The organism is Vibrio sp. M60_M70 (assembly GCF_037162085.1).
Taxonomy (GTDB): domain Bacteria; phylum Pseudomonadota; class Gammaproteobacteria; order Enterobacterales; family Vibrionaceae; genus Vibrio; species Vibrio diabolicus.
This window is the reverse complement of record NZ_JARLUL010000001.1, coordinates 1,991,167-2,008,162: the sequence shown is the minus strand read 5'-3', so window position 1 is coordinate 2,008,162 and position 16,996 is coordinate 1,991,167. Positions and strand designations below refer to the sequence as shown.

The 16,996-nt window shown below is 44.5% G+C and carries 15 protein-coding genes; 10 read left to right on the top strand and 5 right to left on the bottom strand.

Annotated elements, in window-relative coordinates:
* Window positions 1-45: 45 nt before the first annotated feature.
* From yfaE to ubiG, 4 genes are all read right to left on the bottom strand, one after another.
* Entirely contained in the window at window positions 46-327 is a 282-nt protein-coding gene (yfaE, locus tag P4S59_RS09250) for a class I ribonucleotide reductase maintenance protein YfaE (protein WP_005376817.1), read from the bottom strand.
* A complete protein-coding gene (gene nrdB / locus P4S59_RS09245; protein ID WP_005376818.1) occupies window positions 327-1,460 on the bottom strand; it encodes a class Ia ribonucleoside-diphosphate reductase subunit beta in 1,134 nt (377 codons plus the stop codon). The genes yfaE and nrdB overlap by 1 nt, the downstream gene beginning before the upstream one ends.
* An 81-nt stretch (window positions 1,461-1,541) precedes the next feature.
* Complete coding sequence (gene nrdA, locus P4S59_RS09240) at window positions 1,542-3,824, bottom strand: class 1a ribonucleoside-diphosphate reductase subunit alpha (RefSeq protein WP_005394788.1); 2,283 nt, start codon at window positions 3,822-3,824, stop codon at window positions 1,542-1,544.
* A gap of 501 nt (window positions 3,825-4,325) precedes the next feature.
* Window positions 4,326-5,033, bottom strand: coding sequence for a bifunctional 2-polyprenyl-6-hydroxyphenol methylase/3-demethylubiquinol 3-O-methyltransferase UbiG (ubiG, locus tag P4S59_RS09235; RefSeq protein WP_031780424.1), 708 nt, complete (start codon window positions 5,031-5,033; stop codon window positions 4,326-4,328).
* A 474-nt stretch (window positions 5,034-5,507) separates the two neighbouring features.
* Between ubiG and gyrA the strand changes: the two genes are divergently transcribed.
* The 3 genes from gyrA (at window position 5,508) to P4S59_RS09220 (ending at window position 9,556) form a co-directional block, all read left to right on the top strand.
* Window positions 5,508-8,222: a DNA topoisomerase (ATP-hydrolyzing) subunit A gene (gyrA, locus tag P4S59_RS09230; protein WP_337168280.1), complete on the top strand. Its 2,715-nt coding sequence runs from the start codon at window positions 5,508-5,510 to the stop codon at window positions 8,220-8,222.
* A gap of 123 nt (window positions 8,223-8,345) precedes the next feature.
* Window positions 8,346-8,969 (top strand): TPR domain-containing protein, encoded by a 624-nt coding sequence (locus tag P4S59_RS09225; RefSeq protein ID WP_006743142.1) that lies wholly within the window; start codon window positions 8,346-8,348, stop codon window positions 8,967-8,969.
* A 41-nt stretch (window positions 8,970-9,010) separates the two neighbouring features.
* Window positions 9,011-9,556, top strand: coding sequence for a hypothetical protein (locus P4S59_RS09220; RefSeq protein ID WP_282174813.1), 546 nt, complete (start codon window positions 9,011-9,013; stop codon window positions 9,554-9,556).
* Window positions 9,557-9,643: 87 nt separating this feature from the next.
* On the opposite strand, the gene nrfA is transcribed toward P4S59_RS09220, so the two are convergent.
* Entirely contained in the window at window positions 9,644-11,053 is a 1,410-nt protein-coding gene (nrfA, locus tag P4S59_RS09215; RefSeq protein ID WP_425597873.1) for an ammonia-forming nitrite reductase cytochrome c552 subunit, read from the bottom strand.
* A 467-nt stretch (window positions 11,054-11,520) separates the two neighbouring features.
* Here nrfA and nrfB point away from each other — a divergent pair, with 467 nt between their 5' ends.
* The 7 genes from nrfB (at window position 11,521) to P4S59_RS09180 (ending at window position 16,924) form a co-directional block, all read left to right on the top strand.
* On the top strand, window positions 11,521-12,123 hold the full coding sequence (gene nrfB / locus P4S59_RS09210) for a cytochrome c nitrite reductase pentaheme subunit (protein ID WP_337168279.1): 603 nt from the start codon (window positions 11,521-11,523) through the stop codon (window positions 12,121-12,123).
* A gap of 1 nt (window position 12,124) precedes the next feature.
* Window positions 12,125-12,811 (top strand): cytochrome c nitrite reductase Fe-S protein, encoded by a 687-nt coding sequence (nrfC, locus tag P4S59_RS09205; protein ID WP_017636123.1) that lies wholly within the window; start codon window positions 12,125-12,127, stop codon window positions 12,809-12,811.
* The gene (gene nrfD, locus P4S59_RS09200) at window positions 12,808-13,779 is read left to right on the top strand and encodes a cytochrome c nitrite reductase subunit NrfD (RefSeq protein WP_104971902.1); all 972 of its coding nucleotides are present in this window, start codon (window positions 12,808-12,810) and stop codon (window positions 13,777-13,779) included. The genes nrfC and nrfD overlap by 4 nt, the downstream gene beginning before the upstream one ends.
* A gap of 9 nt (window positions 13,780-13,788) precedes the next feature.
* On the top strand, window positions 13,789-15,672 hold the full coding sequence (locus tag P4S59_RS09195; protein WP_337168278.1) for a heme lyase CcmF/NrfE family subunit: 1,884 nt from the start codon (window positions 13,789-13,791) through the stop codon (window positions 15,670-15,672).
* Between the two features lie 70 nt (window positions 15,673-15,742).
* The gene (locus P4S59_RS09190; protein ID WP_337168277.1) at window positions 15,743-16,204 is read left to right on the top strand and encodes a DsbE family thiol:disulfide interchange protein; all 462 of its coding nucleotides are present in this window, start codon (window positions 15,743-15,745) and stop codon (window positions 16,202-16,204) included.
* Window positions 16,191-16,601 carry a heme lyase NrfEFG subunit NrfF gene (gene nrfF, locus P4S59_RS09185; protein ID WP_053808915.1) on the top strand — a complete coding sequence of 137 codons (411 nt, stop codon included), beginning with the start codon at window positions 16,191-16,193 and terminating at the stop codon, window positions 16,599-16,601. Before P4S59_RS09190 ends, nrfF begins: the two co-directional genes overlap by 14 nt.
* Window positions 16,602-16,747: 146 nt before the next feature.
* The gene (locus P4S59_RS09180; RefSeq protein WP_005394761.1) at window positions 16,748-16,924 is read left to right on the top strand and encodes a hypothetical protein; all 177 of its coding nucleotides are present in this window, start codon (window positions 16,748-16,750) and stop codon (window positions 16,922-16,924) included.
* The last annotated feature ends 72 nt before the right edge of the window (window positions 16,925-16,996 follow it).

The following is a 16,996-nucleotide window of genomic DNA, read 5'->3' as shown; positions in this document are numbered from 1 at the left end:
CAAGGTAATCACCTTGGCTTTTGCGTTTTATACCGTCGAGTCACGTTATGCGCGCTGCTTTTCTTTCATCGCATAGTTAACGCCACTGAGTGACAAATCCGATTTTGCTTTACAGATACAAGGTAATATCTCATCACTTTGCGTGTAAGCCATGGCAAAACCAACATACTCCACTTCACCAGATTCCAACTTGCAGCGACAAGCGCCACAGTGCCCATCACGACAGTTGTATTCTGGTAATAAGCCAGCTTGCTCCATTGTTTCCAAAATTGTATTGGAAGGGTTGGATTCAATACTGATGAGTTTGTTGATTTTGAGTGTTGCCATTACAGCTCGAATCCTTCGAAGTCGTCTGCGCGAACTTCATTGTCAATTTGACCCACAAGGTAAGAAGAAATTTCCGCTTCTTGAGGTGCAACTTGAACGTTATCTGAAGACAACCAAGCGTTAATCCACGGGATTGGGTTGGTTGTTGCTTCTGGATAAGCTGCAGGTAGACCTACTGCTTGCATACGGATGTTGGTGATGTATTCAACATATTGGCTTAGGATGTCTTTGTTTAGACCGATCATAGAGCCATCTTTGAATAGATACTCTGCCCACTCTTTTTCTTGCTCAGCCGCTTCTTTGAATAGGTCAAAACAGTCTTGTTTTGCTTCTTCTGCGATTTGCATGAAAGTGAAATCATCCTGACCGTTACGTAGCAGGTTGATCATGTGTTGCGTACCGTTCAGGTGAAGTGCTTCATCACGTGCAATCAGTTTGATGATTTTCGCGTTACCTTCCATTAGTTCGCGTTCTGCGAAAGCGAAAGAACATGCGAAACTTACGTAAAAACGAATCGCTTCTAGAGCGTTCACAGACATCAGACAGATGTACAGTTTCTTCTTAAGGTCGTACAGACTAACCTTAACTGTTTCACCGTTAAGGACATGCTCACCTTCACCGTAGCGATGGTAATCATTCGTCGCTTGAATCAAATCGTCGTAGTAGTGCGCGATGTCTTTTGCACGCTTCAGGATGTGCTCGTTCTCAACGATATCATCAAATACCACAGCAGGGTCGTTCACGATGTTACGAATAATGTGCGTGTAAGAACGAGAGTGAATCGTTTCAGAGAAAGACCAAGTCTCAATCCAAGTCTCTAGTTCCGGCAGAGACACAAGCGGTAGCAGTGCCACGTTAGGGCTACGACCTTGGATAGAGTCTAGAAGCGTTTGATACTTCAAGTTAGAGATGAAGATGTGCTTCTCGTGATCTGGCAGTTTGTTGTAATCGATACGGTCGCTAGATACGTCTACTTCTTCTGGACGCCAGAAGAAAGAAAGTTGTTTCTCGATAAGCTTTTCGAAAATCTCAAACTTTTGTTGGTCGTAGCGTGCAACGTTTACTGATTGACCTAGGAACATTGGTTCCTTCAACTGGTCATTCTTTTTTTGGTTAAAAGTACTGTAAGCCATAATGCCTCAATTCCTTTTAAACCTCCCCATAAGGGGAGGTTATCGATAGTCTGTCTTTACGGAGTGTTGGGTGCGGGTAGATTAAATCTTACAACCGCCGCCAGCACAATCGTCATCTTGTGGTTGAACAGCGTCTTTCTGTTCATCTTTTGCGCCATCACGAGTGTTATGGTAGTAAAGCGTTTTCACACCAAACTTGTACGCTGTTAGCAGGTCTTGAAGTAGTTTCTTCATTGGTACCTTGCCAGTCTCGTAGCGTGACGGATCGTAGTTAGTATTAGCAGAGATAGCTTGGTCAACAAACTTCTGCATAATACCCACAAGATGTAGGTAACCGTCGTTCGAACCGATGTTCCAAAGCAGTTCATAGTTGTCTTTAAGTTCAGTGAACTCAGGTACAACTTGCTTCAGAATACCGTCTTTCGAAGCTTTTACTGAAACATAACCACGTGGTGGCTCAATACCGTTAGTTGCGTTTGAAATCTGAGAAGAGGTCTCAGAAGGCATTAGCGCAGTCAGTGTTGAGTTACGTAGGCCGTGCTCCATAATTTCTTTACGTAGGCTGTCCCAGTCGTAGTGCAGCGCTTCGTCACAAATTAGGTCGATATCTTTCTTGTACGTATCAATCGGCAGTAAGCCTTTCGCGTAGTTCGTTTCGTCGAATGAAGGACACTTGCCTTGCTCTTTTGCCAGTTCTACCGATGCTTTTAGTAGGTAGTACTGCATTGCTTCGAACGTACGGTGAGTCAGGCCATTTGCGCTACCGTCAGAGTATTTCACGCCATGCTTCGCTAAGTAGTAAGCGAAGTTGATCACACCAACACCTAGCGTACGACGGTTCATCGTCGATTTGTATGCCGCTGGTAGGGGGTAATCTTGATAATCAAGCAGTGCATCTAGCGCACGAACAACAAGATCAGATAGCTCTTCGAAATCATCTAGAGACTTGATAGCACCAAGGTTGAAGGCAGAAAGCGTACATAGTGCGATCTCGCCCGAGTCATCTTCAACGTTAGTTAATGGCTTCGTTGGCAGTGCGATTTCTAGACATAGGTTCGATTGACGAACTGGCGCTACTTCAGAGTCGAATGGGCTGTGAGTATTACAGTGGTCCACGTTCTGAATGTAGATACGACCTGTTGATGCACGCTCTTGCATTAGCAGAGTGAACATTTCAATCGCTTTAACCGTTTCTTTCTTGATTGAAGGATCGTTCTCGTACTTCACGTATAGACGCTCAAACTCTTCTTGGTTTTCGAAGAATGCGTCGTATAGACCCGGTACGTCTGAAGGTGAGAATAGTGTGATGTTGCCACCCTCAACCAAACGTTGGTACATCAGTTTGTTCAGCTGTACACCGTAGTCCATGTGACGAACACGGTTCTCTTCAACACCACGGTTGTTTTTAAGCACCATTAGAGAGCGAGCTTCGCCGTGCCACATTGGGTAGAATACAGTCGCTGCGCCACCACGAACACCACCTTGCGAACAACATTTTACTGCGGTTTGGAAGTATTTGTAGAACGGGATACAGCCAGTGTGGAATGCTTCACCACCGCGAATCTCTGAACCTAATGCACGGATACGACCAGCGTTGATACCAATACCAGCGCGCTGAGATACGTAACGAACAATCGAGCTTGCTGTTGCGTTGATAGAATCAAGACTGTCGCCACACTCAATCAGAACACATGAGCTGAACTGGCGAGTAGGGGTACGCACGCCAGACATAATTGGCGTAGGTAGAGAAATCTTAAATGTCGATGTCGCATCGTAGAAACGCTTGATGTAATCAAGACGCGTTGCTTTTGGATATTTCGCAAATAGGCACGCTGCTACAAGGATATATAAGAACTGAGCACTTTCGTAAATTTGGCCCGTTACACGGTTTTGTACGAAGTACTTGCCCTCTAGCTGCTTAACTGCCGCGTATGAGAAGTTTAGGTCGCGTTTATGGTCGATGTACGCATCAAGTTCGTCGAGTTCTGCTTTTGTGTAGTCTTCTAGAATATGTTGATCGTACTTACCCATATCGACGAGGCGAGACACGTGATCATAAAGCGTTGGTGGCTCGTATTGGCCATACGCTTTTTTACGCAGATGGAATACCGCTAGGCGAGCAGCTAGGTATTGGTAATCCGGAGTCTCTTCAGAGATCAGGTCTGCCGCAGACTTGATGATTGTCTCGTGAATATCTGTCGTTGTGATGCCGTCGTAAAACTGGATGTGAGCGCGAAGTTCTACTTGAGAAACCGAAACATTATCTAGACCTTCTGCAGCCCAAGTGATAACGCGGTGGATTTTATCCAGATCGATACTTTCTTTACGGCCATCACGCTTGGTGACGGTAAGTTGTTGGTTCATTCTGCTTTATTTCCCTAAGAAAACTGATAAAAGCCGTATTTTTGTTTGTTTATGTGCAATATGAGTAAAGCTTGCGGCGGCTTTGTGATCAAAGTCTATCTATATATTGTCGCTTAAACACAACATATAGGGGTTCATTTGTTTGCGGGTTACAAGATAGTGCTATTACACTGATTTATCAAGGTACAGATCGGGGATGACTTGTGGATAACTGACAAAATGAAAAAAATCAGTAAGTGAACACTAACCGATGAGGAAAGGGCAGACTTGAATGGTTAAAAGCACGGTTTTGAGATCGGTTTAGAAATAACCGCATGCAAAAATATTTTCCTTGATCTTTGGCCGTTTTTATCTACGAAAAATAGGTTGGTTAAAATGGAATCTAGAGCACGAATTTTAGGCATAAAAAGACAAAAAAAGCGGCAACTTTGTGCTACCGCTTTCGATTCATTTTCTACAAAAAATGTCAATCACAAAACACATTTTTTAACTTAATAGCGTTCAGTATTTTTTAGTATGAACGATGTAGTTTACATCTACATTACGACCGAGTTTGTAGCTGTCATTTAGAGGGTTGTAATGAAGCCCCGTAATGCCCATTTCCGTCAGGTCTGTTTGGTCTATCATCTTCATCATTTCGGCAGGCTTGATAAACTTCTCGTGCTCGTGAGTCCCCTCAGGAACAATCTTAAGAAGCTTCTCTGCACCGACAATAGCAAACAAGTATGACTTGATGTTTCGGTTCAAGGTTGAGAAAAACACGTGACCACCAGGTTTTACTAGCGCAGCACAAGAGCGGATAACGGAGAGAGGATCTGGAACGTGTTCAAGCATCTCCATACAAGTCACGACATCGTAAGTCCCTGCGTTTTCTATAGCGTGGTCTTCTATTGTGCTCTGAATGTAGGTCAGTTGAGTACCTGTTTCTAATGCATGTAGTCGCGCGACTTCTAAAGGTTCTTTGCCCATATCAAGTCCAGTCACAATAGCGCCTTCTTTCGCCATGCTTTCAGCAAGAATGCCACCACCACAGCCGACATCAAGTGCGCGCTTGCCAAACAAGCCATTTGCTTTTTCAAGTACATAGTTCAAACGAAGTGGGTTAATTTGGTGAAGCGGCTTAAACTCGCCTTCTAAATCCCACCATCGAGAAGCCATGTCCTCGAATTTCTTAATTTCACTTGGGTCGACGTTTTGTGCTTTAGTCATAATTGGTTTTATTGCATTCAATCTGAGTCCTTTAGAGGGCGCCAGTATACTCCAACGTTTTATCCCCAAACAACCTCGATGTGCTTAGTGAAGGGACAATGACAGAGTTCACTGGCGCGGCAAACGCGACAGGTTCCTGTAATTTTGAAAGCGCTAGCTATTGTTTTTGGTTCATCCTTGAACTAGTGCCAGTGACAATACTCTAAAACCTGCATTTTCGCGTTGTGTGGTTAAAGGAATTTACCTCGCTTTTCCGCGTAAAAAGTCCGATTTTTCTCAATATTGACCGAAATATAACCACTAATCAGAAAGATATGGGATGAGTGTGCAAATTCTCGACATTTGATTCATAACCAAGCTCACAACCTGATAAAAGGAGAGGGAAAGTGATGCCGAAGTGATGAATTGTGTGTTATATTTTTGCACCTTACACGTATCGTAATTACGATCAGATAATAGAGGGATAATGGCTCTATGAGCGATTTAGCTAAAGAGATCACGCCCGTAAACATTGAAGATGAGCTTAGAGGTTCATATCTAGACTATGCGATGTCAGTCATCGTGGGTCGTGCTCTTCCAGATGTGCGTGATGGCCTAAAACCAGTACACCGCCGCGTTTTATTCGCGATGAACGTACTAGGCAACGATTGGAACAAACCATATAAAAAATCAGCCCGTGTTGTCGGCGACGTAATCGGTAAATATCACCCACACGGTGATAGTGCTGTGTACGACACAATCGTACGTATGGCTCAGCCGTTCTCGCTTCGTTACATGCTGGTCGATGGTCAAGGTAACTTTGGCTCGATCGATGGCGACTCTGCTGCGGCAATGCGTTACACCGAAGTTCGAATGGCAAAAATTGCCCATGAACTATTGGCTGACCTAGACAAAGAAACCGTAGACTACGTACCAAACTACGACGGTACTGAGCAGATCCCAGCGGTTCTTCCAACTAAAATTCCAAACCTATTGGTTAACGGTGCTTCTGGTATCGCAGTAGGTATGGCAACCAACATTCCGCCTCATAACCTTGGCGAAGTGATCGATGGCTGTCTTGCATACATCAATAATGAAGAAATCACTATTGATGAACTAATGGATTACATTCCTGGTCCTGATTTCCCAACGGCGGCGCTGATCAGCGGTCGTAAAGGCATTGTAGACGCGTACAAAACAGGTCGCGGCAAAATCTACATGCGCTCGAAAGCGGACATCGAAGTGGAGAAGAATGGTAAAGAAACCATCATCGTCACTGAGATCCCATACCAGGTAAACAAAGCTCGCTTGATCGAAAAGATCGCTGAGTTAGTTAAAGATAAGAAAGTTGAAGGCATCAGTGCACTGCGCGACGAGTCAGATAAAGACGGTATGCGTATTGTTATTGAATGTAAGCGCGACGCTGTGGGCGAAGTGGTTCTAAACAACCTATACGCTCAGACTCAGTTGCAAACCACTTTCGGTATCAACATGGTGGCCCTAAACAATGGCCAACCACAGCTATTCAACCTGAAAGATATGTTGAAGTGCTTCGTTGATCACCGTCGTGAAGTTGTGACTCGTCGTACTATTTTCGAACTACGTAAAGCGCGTGAACGTGCCCACATCCTTGAAGGTTTAGCGCTAGCGCTTGCCAACATTGATGAAATCATTGAGCTTATCCGTAAGGCGCCAACACCGGCTGAAGCAAAAGCTGGCCTTATCGCTCGTGGTTGGGATTTAGGCAACGTTTCAGCAATGTTAGAGCGTGCAGGTACTGATGCAGCACGCCCTGAATGGCCAGAGCCTGGTATCCGCGATGGTCAGTACTTCCTGACTGAGCAACAAGCACAAGCAATTCTAGATCTACGTTTACATAAACTAACAGGTCTAGAACACGAGAAGATTCTTGGCGAATACAAAACACTTCTAGAAGAAATCGCTGAACTCATGCATATCCTTGCAAGCACTGAGCGTTTGATGGAAGTGATCCGCGAAGAACTTGAAGCCGTTCGCGACGGCTTTGGTGACGCTCGTCGTACAGAAATCACAGCTGCGAGCCATGATATCGACATGGAAGAGCTGATCGCGCGTGAAGACGTTGTGGTTACTCTATCGCATGGTGGTTACGTTAAGTACCAAGTACTGAGCGACTACGAGTCACAGCGCCGTGGTGGTAAAGGTAAGAGTGCGACCAAGATGAAAGATGAAGACCACATTGAGCGTCTTCTAGTGGCGAATACCCACGATAACATCTTGTGTTTCTCTACTCGCGGTAAAACATACCGTCTGAAAGTTTACCAATTGCCTCTAGCGAGCCGCACTGCTCGTGGTAAGCCAATTGTGAACATCCTTCCACTAGAAGAAGGTGAGCGCATTACCGCGATTCTGCGTGTTGATGAATTCTCTGAAGACAAATTCATCTTCATGGCAACAGGTGACGGTACGGTTAAGAAAACGCCGTTGAACCAGTTTGCAAATGTTCGTTCAAATGGTCTGATTGCGGTAAACCTACGTGAAGACGATTCGTTAATCGGTGTGGATATCACTAACGGCGAAAACGAAATCATGCTGTTCTCTAAAGCGGGTAAAGTGGTTCGCTTTAAAGAAGCAGAAGAAATTCCAGTACTTGACGAAAATGGTAAGCCAGTTCTTGATGAGAATGGTCAGCCAGAGATCAAGTTTAAAGGTGTTCGTCCTATGGGTCGTACCGCCTCTGGTGTTCGTGGTATGAAACTGGCTGAAAATGACCAAGTTGTATCACTTATCGTTCCTTCGCACGAAGGCGACATCCTAACGGTTACAGAAAACGGTTATGGTAAACGTACAGCGTTGAGCGAGTACCCGACAAAAGGTCGAGGCACTCAAGGTGTCGTTTCTATCAAAGTTTCTGAGCGAAACGGCCCGGTAGTTGGTGCTATCCAGGTTGTTGAAGGTGATGAAATGATGATGATCACCGACGCTGGTACACTAGTACGTACTCGTGTGGGTGAAGTTAGCCAGGTTGGTCGTAACACGCAAGGTGTAACGCTTATCCGTACTGCGGAAGACGAATCTGTTGTTGGTTTGCAACGTATTGAAGAAGTTGATGACGAAGAGCTGCCTGCTGGTGAAGAAGCAGAAGCGTTAGAGTCAACAGACGAAAATACGCAGCAAGATACTCCAGAAGCGCCAGCCGCTGATGATGCAGAGGAAGGTAACGAAGAGTAATCTTTCGTTACTATTCTAATGTAAAAAGCCGAGCCTCAGTTGCTCGGCTTTTTTGTACCTGTATCAACGCAATACAAGCATTAAACCAGTACACTAATACTCAGTTTGTCTAGGGAGCGCGTTATGTCTGTTTGGTTTTTCATTGCCATCACTTTGATGGGATTATTCGTCGTCGTATTATCGCTCAGCGCTTCAAGAGTAAGAGCGGCACAATGGTTCGGTTTTTGTGCTTTGGTACTAGTGTTAACCAGCGCTAGCTTCTTATTGTTGCGTCAATCTCCTCCACAACCTATTCAAGCTGAAGTCTCTCGAATGATGACTGCTCGCGATATCATGCAGGAAATTCAAGACCAATTACGTGAAGACCCAAACAATGCCGAATTGTGGTTTCAGTTAGGGCAGGGCTACCTGCTAGAGGGAGAACTGGATGGCGCACTGATTTGTTTTGATTACGCCATCCAACTAACTGAGCCAGTCGGTGCCACGCAACTTGCTGCGAAAGCAACGACCTTATACTACATTCACCAGCAATCAATGACGCAAGAAGTCAGTTTGCTTCTAGAACAAGCTTTGCAGATAGAACCGCATAATGAAGCGGCTTTGTCGTTGATTGCCAATGATCATTTTCTGTCATTCCGCTTTCAGGAAGCCATTGATACTTGGGTGCTATTACTCGACTCGAACGATCCAAGCTTAGATCGAGTACAAATTATTAACTCGATCAATAAAGCGAAAGAGCTGTTGTAGGCGTAGACTCTAATAAGTAATAGAAGAAAGGTGGGGGACGAATGAAGAATAAAGCGTTCGGAATATTTGTGGTGCTGTGCGGCTCCGTGTTAGTGGGTTGTAGCTCTTCCGAACATTCTGGCACCTCATCTACGGTTTATTACTCTTCCGGTTATTACGACCCTTGGTGGTACGATCATGACGATTACTGGATTTATTACTATCCGGGTTGTTGCGACAACGACGATGAATACAAAGAGAAACTAGAAGAGTGGTGGAATGGCTTGGATGAAGAGCAACAGCAATCCATCAAAGACAAAGTCGAAGATTGGAAAGACGATGATATGTCCGCCAATATCGATAACATGAAGCGACAGCTTGACGATCATTGGCAATCGCTGCCTGACGAGCAAAAGCAGGAGATTCAAACCAAGTGGGAGAACCGCCCCGAGCCTACGGCTTTACAAGACAAAGCCGTGGCAGAAAAGCTTCAACAAAGAAAAGCATTGCCGGAAACGAAGATCCAGCGCCCAGTTACACGCCCAAATGTGCAGATGCCTAAAACACGTCCACATATTCAGCCTAGGCCGAGATTTCCTCGTCGCTAATCTGTTTTCCTCTGCCTTCTATCAAACAAAAAGGGCGCAACGTGCGCCCTTCGTTTTATCCATTTAACCTAGTGTAATCGATACTGATCAGTACGTTGCTTCGCGCTCAGCAGCTGCTTTATCCCATTCTGGTGCCACCGTTTCTAAGAAGTGCTTCTTATCTGCGTTCATCTTTTCCATATCCATACCTAGTACTTGTTGCGCTTTTGCTTTGGTCGAGATATCTGGAATTTGAACTGGGTCAGTAATACCTTTTGTTGCCAGTAAACGAACTAACTTAGTACGAGCGTCAGCAGCGCGATCAACTGCGGTACCGAGTACTTCAAGTGCTACCTCAGGAGAATGCATGTGAACACCGTGAGAAGCAATCGCGTAGTCCCAACGCCATTGTGCATGGCGAATATCTTGTAGGATAGGTTGCATCTCTTCTTCTGTTGCCCCTGCTTCCCATGCTGCACCAGCTTCAAAGTGCGCTGCCACAATTTGCTTCTCGGCGGTTAGCTTCATGTTTAGTACTTGCGCTTTGCGAGTCGAAACAATGCCTTGTAGCTGCTCTTTGGTTTGAGTATGGCATTGCGCACAGGTGTCTTCAAAACGATCAAACGGGTTACCTACTTTGTGGTCGGTGTATACCGTACCGTCTTCTTTGGTTACTTTAGGCATGTGACAGTCCACACACACCACTTTGTTTTTGCCATGAATACCCGCTCTCCAAGTTTCGAAACCTGGGTGTTGTGCCTTGAGCATTGGTGCTTTAGAAACGGCGTGAGTCCAATCTTTAAAGTTCAACGCGTCGTAGTATTTCTCCATATCAGCGACGTTGGTCCCCATGTCCCATGGGAATTTGACTGCTTTAGTCGGACCTGTGAAGTAGTACTCGACATGACATTGAGCGCAGACTGACGCTTGTTTATCTAAGCGAGATTGTTGGTCAAAATTTTTGCCGATGGTGTCAAAAGCACGCTCGACGTATGGGCGAGTCAGTGCCAGTGCGGGTTCGCCCTTCTTGAAGGCTTCAGAACCCGTATTGTGACAGTCGGAACAACCGATAGGGTTGACGATTTCTGAGCCCAAGCGCGCCCATTTACCTTCAAAATAGCCGTCTTCACCGCGCTCTTCAATTACGCGGGCGACATCTGGGCTTTTACAACTCCAACAAGCCATCGGCATTGGCCCGGAGTTTTCGTCTGCTGGTGCGCCAGTTCTGAGGGTTTGCCTCACATCATCAAGCGCGTAAAAGTGACCGCGCGCTTTGTTGTAGTCTTTAGCAAAACCATAACCAGCCCACAAGATCACCATGTTTGGGTCTTCACTTAAGGCATCTTCAATATGCTCGCTTTCCGATGTGGCTTTCCAAGAGTGATATTGGTCAGGATGGTTTTGTTCAAAGGTATCATTGCGAGGCTCTATGAGACCAGTATCCTCTGCCGCCAAAGGAGCACCAACCAAAAATAATTGGCTGGCGAATAAGGTCGCAACCGCGATAGGTGCGCTCATCCAGTGTTTTATGCTCACGGTGTTATCTCCATATTCGTTTTTATTAGCAGCGTTGTGAGGAGCTATTCCAAATAAGAATCGGAGATCTATCGTTAATATTAATAGTGAATTGAATAGATGAAATAGTGACCGAAATTGGCCTTGTTTTAGATCAATTTATGCTAGTGATCTTAATCATGTTTAAGTTTATATACCCCTAAAGTGGTATGTTGTAATCCCCTTTAATCACAGCGTGTTATGGGTATAACCATTCTAAAAATAAGGTGATTAAGGTCGCTTTTTGAACATGTGATTCTACCTCTTAGGAATTATAGAGGTATTATAAATACAGGTTTAGCGTTGTGGCTTTCCAAAATAAGAATTGATGTCATTTGAAGGTGTAAAAATATCTTCAGAGGAAATTAATTGTTGCTCAAATAATAGTTGATAAGAGTTATCAATTATTATCGAGCTAAGGAAAGAAAAATATGGGCAATATAAAATTGACCATAGAGACAATGCTGAAATTTCTCTTCATCTTTGCCATCTATGGTTTTTTCACCGCCGCCCATGCGACTTCTTCAGAGCCAGTTGAAGGTGCTCAAGCTGAGCGTCATCAAGTCGAGTTGATCCGTGACCGAGACTATAAATGTCTTCAATGTCATAAGGATGCTAAAGATACTCTGAATCTATCGCATGATTCGCAAGCGTTATTAAGTCAAGGTAAGCAGCTCAATTGCACTAACTGTCACAGCAACATCGGCCCTGATCACCGTGAAGGTGCACCCGATGTGATTAAGTTTTCTGCTGCGCAATCGAAAGCGGTGCACGACAAAGTGTCCCTTGACCCAAGCTTGATTCTCAAAGCTAATAGCCAGTGTGTGGATTGTCACGCGCCACTTAAGTTAAGAGAAAAGCATTGGACGCACGATGTGCACGCCAAAAACCTCACTTGTTCAAATTGCCACGATGTACACGCAGCGAAAACCAAAGCGTTGCCGTACGACAGAAAACAACTGATCAAGCAGTGTGTGGATTGTCACTCTGAATTTGCCGTCGAACCTGAACTTGCCAAAGAAGAGGAGAGATAGCATGAAATGTTCGAGAAGAAACTTTTTAGCCGGCAGCGGCGCGTTGATTTTAACTACAGGCGTTGCAGGCACTTCCGTTGTTAGCTCCTCTCTTTATGCCAGCAACAGTGAACAAGCGAAACGCATGGGTATGGTTCATGACGAAAATGCCTGTATTGGCTGTACCGCCTGTACTGATGCTTGTCGCGAAGTAAATAAAGTCCCCGAAGGCGTGACCCGACTTAAAATTCATCGCAGTGAACCGATTGGCGAATTCCCAGATGTGGAATACCAGTTTACTCGCGAATCCTGTCAGCACTGTGACAACCCACCATGTGTGTACGTTTGTCCAACAGGTGCTGCATACAAAGATGAAGCGACAGGCATCGTGGATGTGCACAAAGAGAAATGTGTCGGATGTGGTTATTGCCTTGCCGCTTGCCCTTACCAAGTGCGTTTCTTTAATCCAGTCGATCACTCTGCGGATAAATGTAACTTCTGCCGTGATACCAACCTAGCGCAAGGTAAGCAGCCAGCTTGCGTGGAATCTTGCCCAACAAAAGCTCTCATTTTTGGTGATTTGAATGACCCAACTAGTGAGGTGAGCAAAGCCATTGAAAGCCATGTTGTCTATCGCGATAAATCGCATTTAGGTACGCAGCCTAAACTGTACAAAATTCCGCATAGCAAAGGGGAGGTGTCATCATGAACGGCTTCGAAAGTGCATTCCACTTTGACTCGTTAGTCTGGGATTGGATTATTGCGATTTACTTATTCCTCGCTGGGATGTCAGCAGGTGCGGTGATGATTTCTATCTATTTAAAACGCAAAGTGATTGAAGGTGATCCCGCAAACAATGGCATTATAAAAGCAATGGCTTGGCTCGCGCCATTTGGCATTATTTCTGGCTTAGTGATTTTGATTTTCCACTTAACTAAACCGCTTGAGTTTTGGAAGATCATGATTTATTACAACCCGACTTCCGTGATGTCGATGGGCGTGATCTTGTTCCAAGTGTACATGCTAGTGCTATTTGTTTGGATCGGCGTTATCTTCCGCCATCAAATCATCAGCTTCTGTGAAGGGAAGTTACCAAGCAAACTGCTGGATTTTGCTGATGGCATTTTGATTAAGGCGGGGAAAGCCAACAACGCAATTGAATTATTCTTGGGCTTCTTAGCCATCGTGCTTGCGGCATACACCGGCTTTTTATTGTCTGCATTGAAGACTTACCCAATGCTAAACAATCCAGTACTGCCAATCTTATTCCTGTTCTCTAGTTTGTCATCTGGCGCAGCAGCATGTTTGATGTTCGGCATCTTGGTGTTTAAAGAGTCGACCAGCAGCCCTAGTGTGTCTTGGGTGCACGGATTTGAACGCCCAGTGGTATTGTTTGAGCTGTTTGTCTTAGTAACATTCTTTACTGGGCTTATCTTTAGTGGCGGGCAAAATGAAGCCGCGGCATGGAATGCCATTTCGAGTGGATTCTGGGCTCAGTGGTTCTGGGTTGGGGTGGTGCTCATCGGCATGATAACGCCTTTGACTCTTAATTGGTTGACGCCTTCTGAAGTTCGTCATAGGGGAAGTTACGTTTTTGCGGTCACAACGTTGAGTTTGGTTGGCGTACTCATGCTGCGTACTTTCATTCTCTATGCTGGTCAAATGACCATCGTGTAAGGAGGCAAAATGGAGGCTGAGCTCGGTTTCTTTTTGTTGATATTGGTGGCTGTCGCATCGACATGTGCGACGCTGCTGCATTGGGTTTGCTTTACGCTGCGGAAGAAGGGAGTGTTGCCACACCAAACCGCAACGTCTCATATTATCAGCTTAGCCTCCTTAGTTTGTTTGGCGCTTTTGATAGTCTGTTTTATTCAGGATAATTTTGCGCTTGAGTATGTGGTTACACACTCGAACAGCCAGTTACCTATCGCGTTTAAGATTGCAGCTGCTTGGGGCGGCCATCAAGGGTCTATGTTGTTTTGGGTCGTTACGTTGAGCTTATGGGCGTCTTTTATTGCTATCAAGTCGCCAGTTTGCACTCAATATACAGGCGATTGCTTGGGTATCATGAACTTACTTATTGCTATTTTCGCTTGGTTTACCCTCACCACGTCCAATCCTTTTGAGTATGCTCAGACACTAGCGTTGGAGGGACGAGATCTCAATCCGATGTTGCAAGATATCGGGCTTATTATTCATCCACCGCTGTTATATTTGGGCTACGTTGGTTATGCCGCGATACTGGCGTTCGCCTTAGCTGCGTTATTAGCGAAACGACCTATAAATGAATGGTATGGTGTTGCCCGTAGTGCCGCTTTCTTTGCTTGGGGTACGCTAACAATTGGAATTTTGATTGGTTCTTGGTGGGCATACAATGAATTAGGTTGGGGCGGGTGGTGGTTTTGGGACCCGGTAGAAAACGCGTCTTTGCTGCCTTGGTTAATGGGTACCGCACTACTGCATAGCGGTGTGTTGTCGAAGCGTAATAAAGGAGCAATTTGGAGCACCTACGCATTGGCTTTTGCGACGTTCAGTTTGAGTATTCTCGGCACATTTGTGGTGAGATCAGGTGTATTAACCTCAGTACACGCGTTTGCGGTTGATCCAACCAAAGGTGTAGTACTTCTTGCTGTTCTCAGTGTTTTGGTGGTTGTCACCTTTGGTATGCTCATTATGCGAGGGCTACATATTCCTCGTTTTACGCTCGATTCGTTAATAAGTCGTGCCTACATGGTATACATCGCTATTGGACTTCTCGTTGTTTGTATGGCGATTGTTTTCCTCGGTACCTTTTACCCAATGCTTTATCAACTGCTTGGCCTGGGTAATATATCCGTTGGGGCACCTTACTTTAACAGCCTCGTTTTCCCCCTTACATTACTTGCTATGACCTTTCTCGCCTTTATGCCCGTGTTGAAGTGGACGAAAGGAGCCAGTCCTCATGCCGTTAAAACCATTTGGTTTGTCGGTATTCATGTTATTGCGGTTAGTGCTATTTTCGTTTTTGCTACTAAAGAGCTTCATATAACGACTTTGATTACTCTGGTATTAGCGACGTGGGTAGTGGTTTCTCATGTGCTATTGCTGTTTTGTGCAGAAAACAAGAGCAAATTAATGCCTATGTTTCTTGCTCATGTTGGCTTTGCGTTGGGTGCAAGCGGGGCAGTATTTAATAGTGACTATTCGTATGAATACAACTTACGGGTAGAGCCAGGTAGCTCGTATCAAAAAGCGGGTATCACCGTTGATTATCATGGTATTGAATGGTTAGTTGGGCCGAACTACACCGCAGAACAGGGGAGTGTTGATCTTTATTTGGAGAGCGGTAAGGCGCTGAACTTTCAACCCGAGAAACGGCATTACCCTGTACGCGTGATGAATATGACCGAGCCCGCTATTCGATCACTGTGGCATGGAGACTACTACATCACTTTGGGTGACAAGCTCGACAACAGCGCCTACGCAATTAAAGTGCAATATCGGGCGGGTATCTGGTGGATATGGTTTGGTGGCGCTTTAATCGTAATAAGTGCTTTGGGGAGTATGATGAATCTAAGGGGAAAAAGGTAATGAGATCGAAAAATACGCTTAAACTGATCGTTCTCATATTGCTAGTTGCGATTTTTTTGTCACCGCGACAATGGCATTATCCGATAGACCAAACGTAGAAATACAACAAAATCGTATGTTATCTATCCCGGATTTTACCGCTTACTCACTCATTTCAGGCAATCGAATCACCGATGCAGTACTAGAAAATCAAGGCTATGTGCTATTGAATGTTTGGGCGTCTTGGTGTGGGGTTTGTAAACAAGAACATGATGATTTGCTCAAACTAGCTCGACAAGGTGTGCCCATCGTTGGTCTTAACTATCGAGATAAAGAGAGCGCGGCTAAACGCTATTTGAGCTCTTCACACAATCCATATACCGAAGTTATATCCGATCCTAATGGGCAACTGGCGGTTGAACTTGGTGTAATAGGAACGCCAGAAACTTACTTAATTGATCAAAATGGCAATGTTTTGATCAAATATAGAGGTAAGTTAACAATAGAAAAATGGAACTCGTTATTTTCGGGGTATTTTAATGTCTCACTTTAAATATGCTTACTTCATTATTGTTTTGTTTTCTTTGTGTTCTTCTTGGGTCAAAGCAGAGCAAATTACGCAGCATGTTGATCTGTTTGAATTTCATTCCGTTGAACTGCAACAAAGAGCAATTGCATTAGCTAAGGCTTTACGATGCCCGCAATGTCAAAACCAAAACCTTGTTGAATCTAATGCACAAGCCGCTAAAGATTTAAGATTGAAAGTGTACTCGATGGTAAACGAAGGAAGCACGGATCAAGAGGTAAAAGATTATTTGGTTCAGAGATATGGGAATATCGTTTTGTATCAGCCACCATTTAATTATTCGACAGCGGCGTTGTGGATCTTTCCTCTATTACTTTTGATCTTTTTTATCCTATTTTCGATCAAAATGATAAAGCGTCAATAATGTGACCACTATTCCACTATGGGAAATAAATCGTGCAGATAACAAACAGAATGTTATCATTTTTCCGAATTTATGAAGATTCCAGTATAAAGAAAATCAACGATTTGAGCTGGAGAAGTAATAAAAGAACTAAGTAGGTGCACGCAGTGGATTCAGTTATATTACAGTTAAAAAAAGACTTTTATTCGCAGATTCGTGCATTGCAAACCTCGAAACTGCCTCAAGTTACATCGTCTCTTGCCGTATTAACCGAAGAAGAAATTCAAGAACTCGAAGCGGTATGGATAGAGCTTACTGTTTGGAAACGTAGCCAAACACATTAAATCATCACCCCTACATGCAACTCATTATCAACCCCAGACAAAATTTGTCTGGGGTTTTTTATTGTAGTTTTT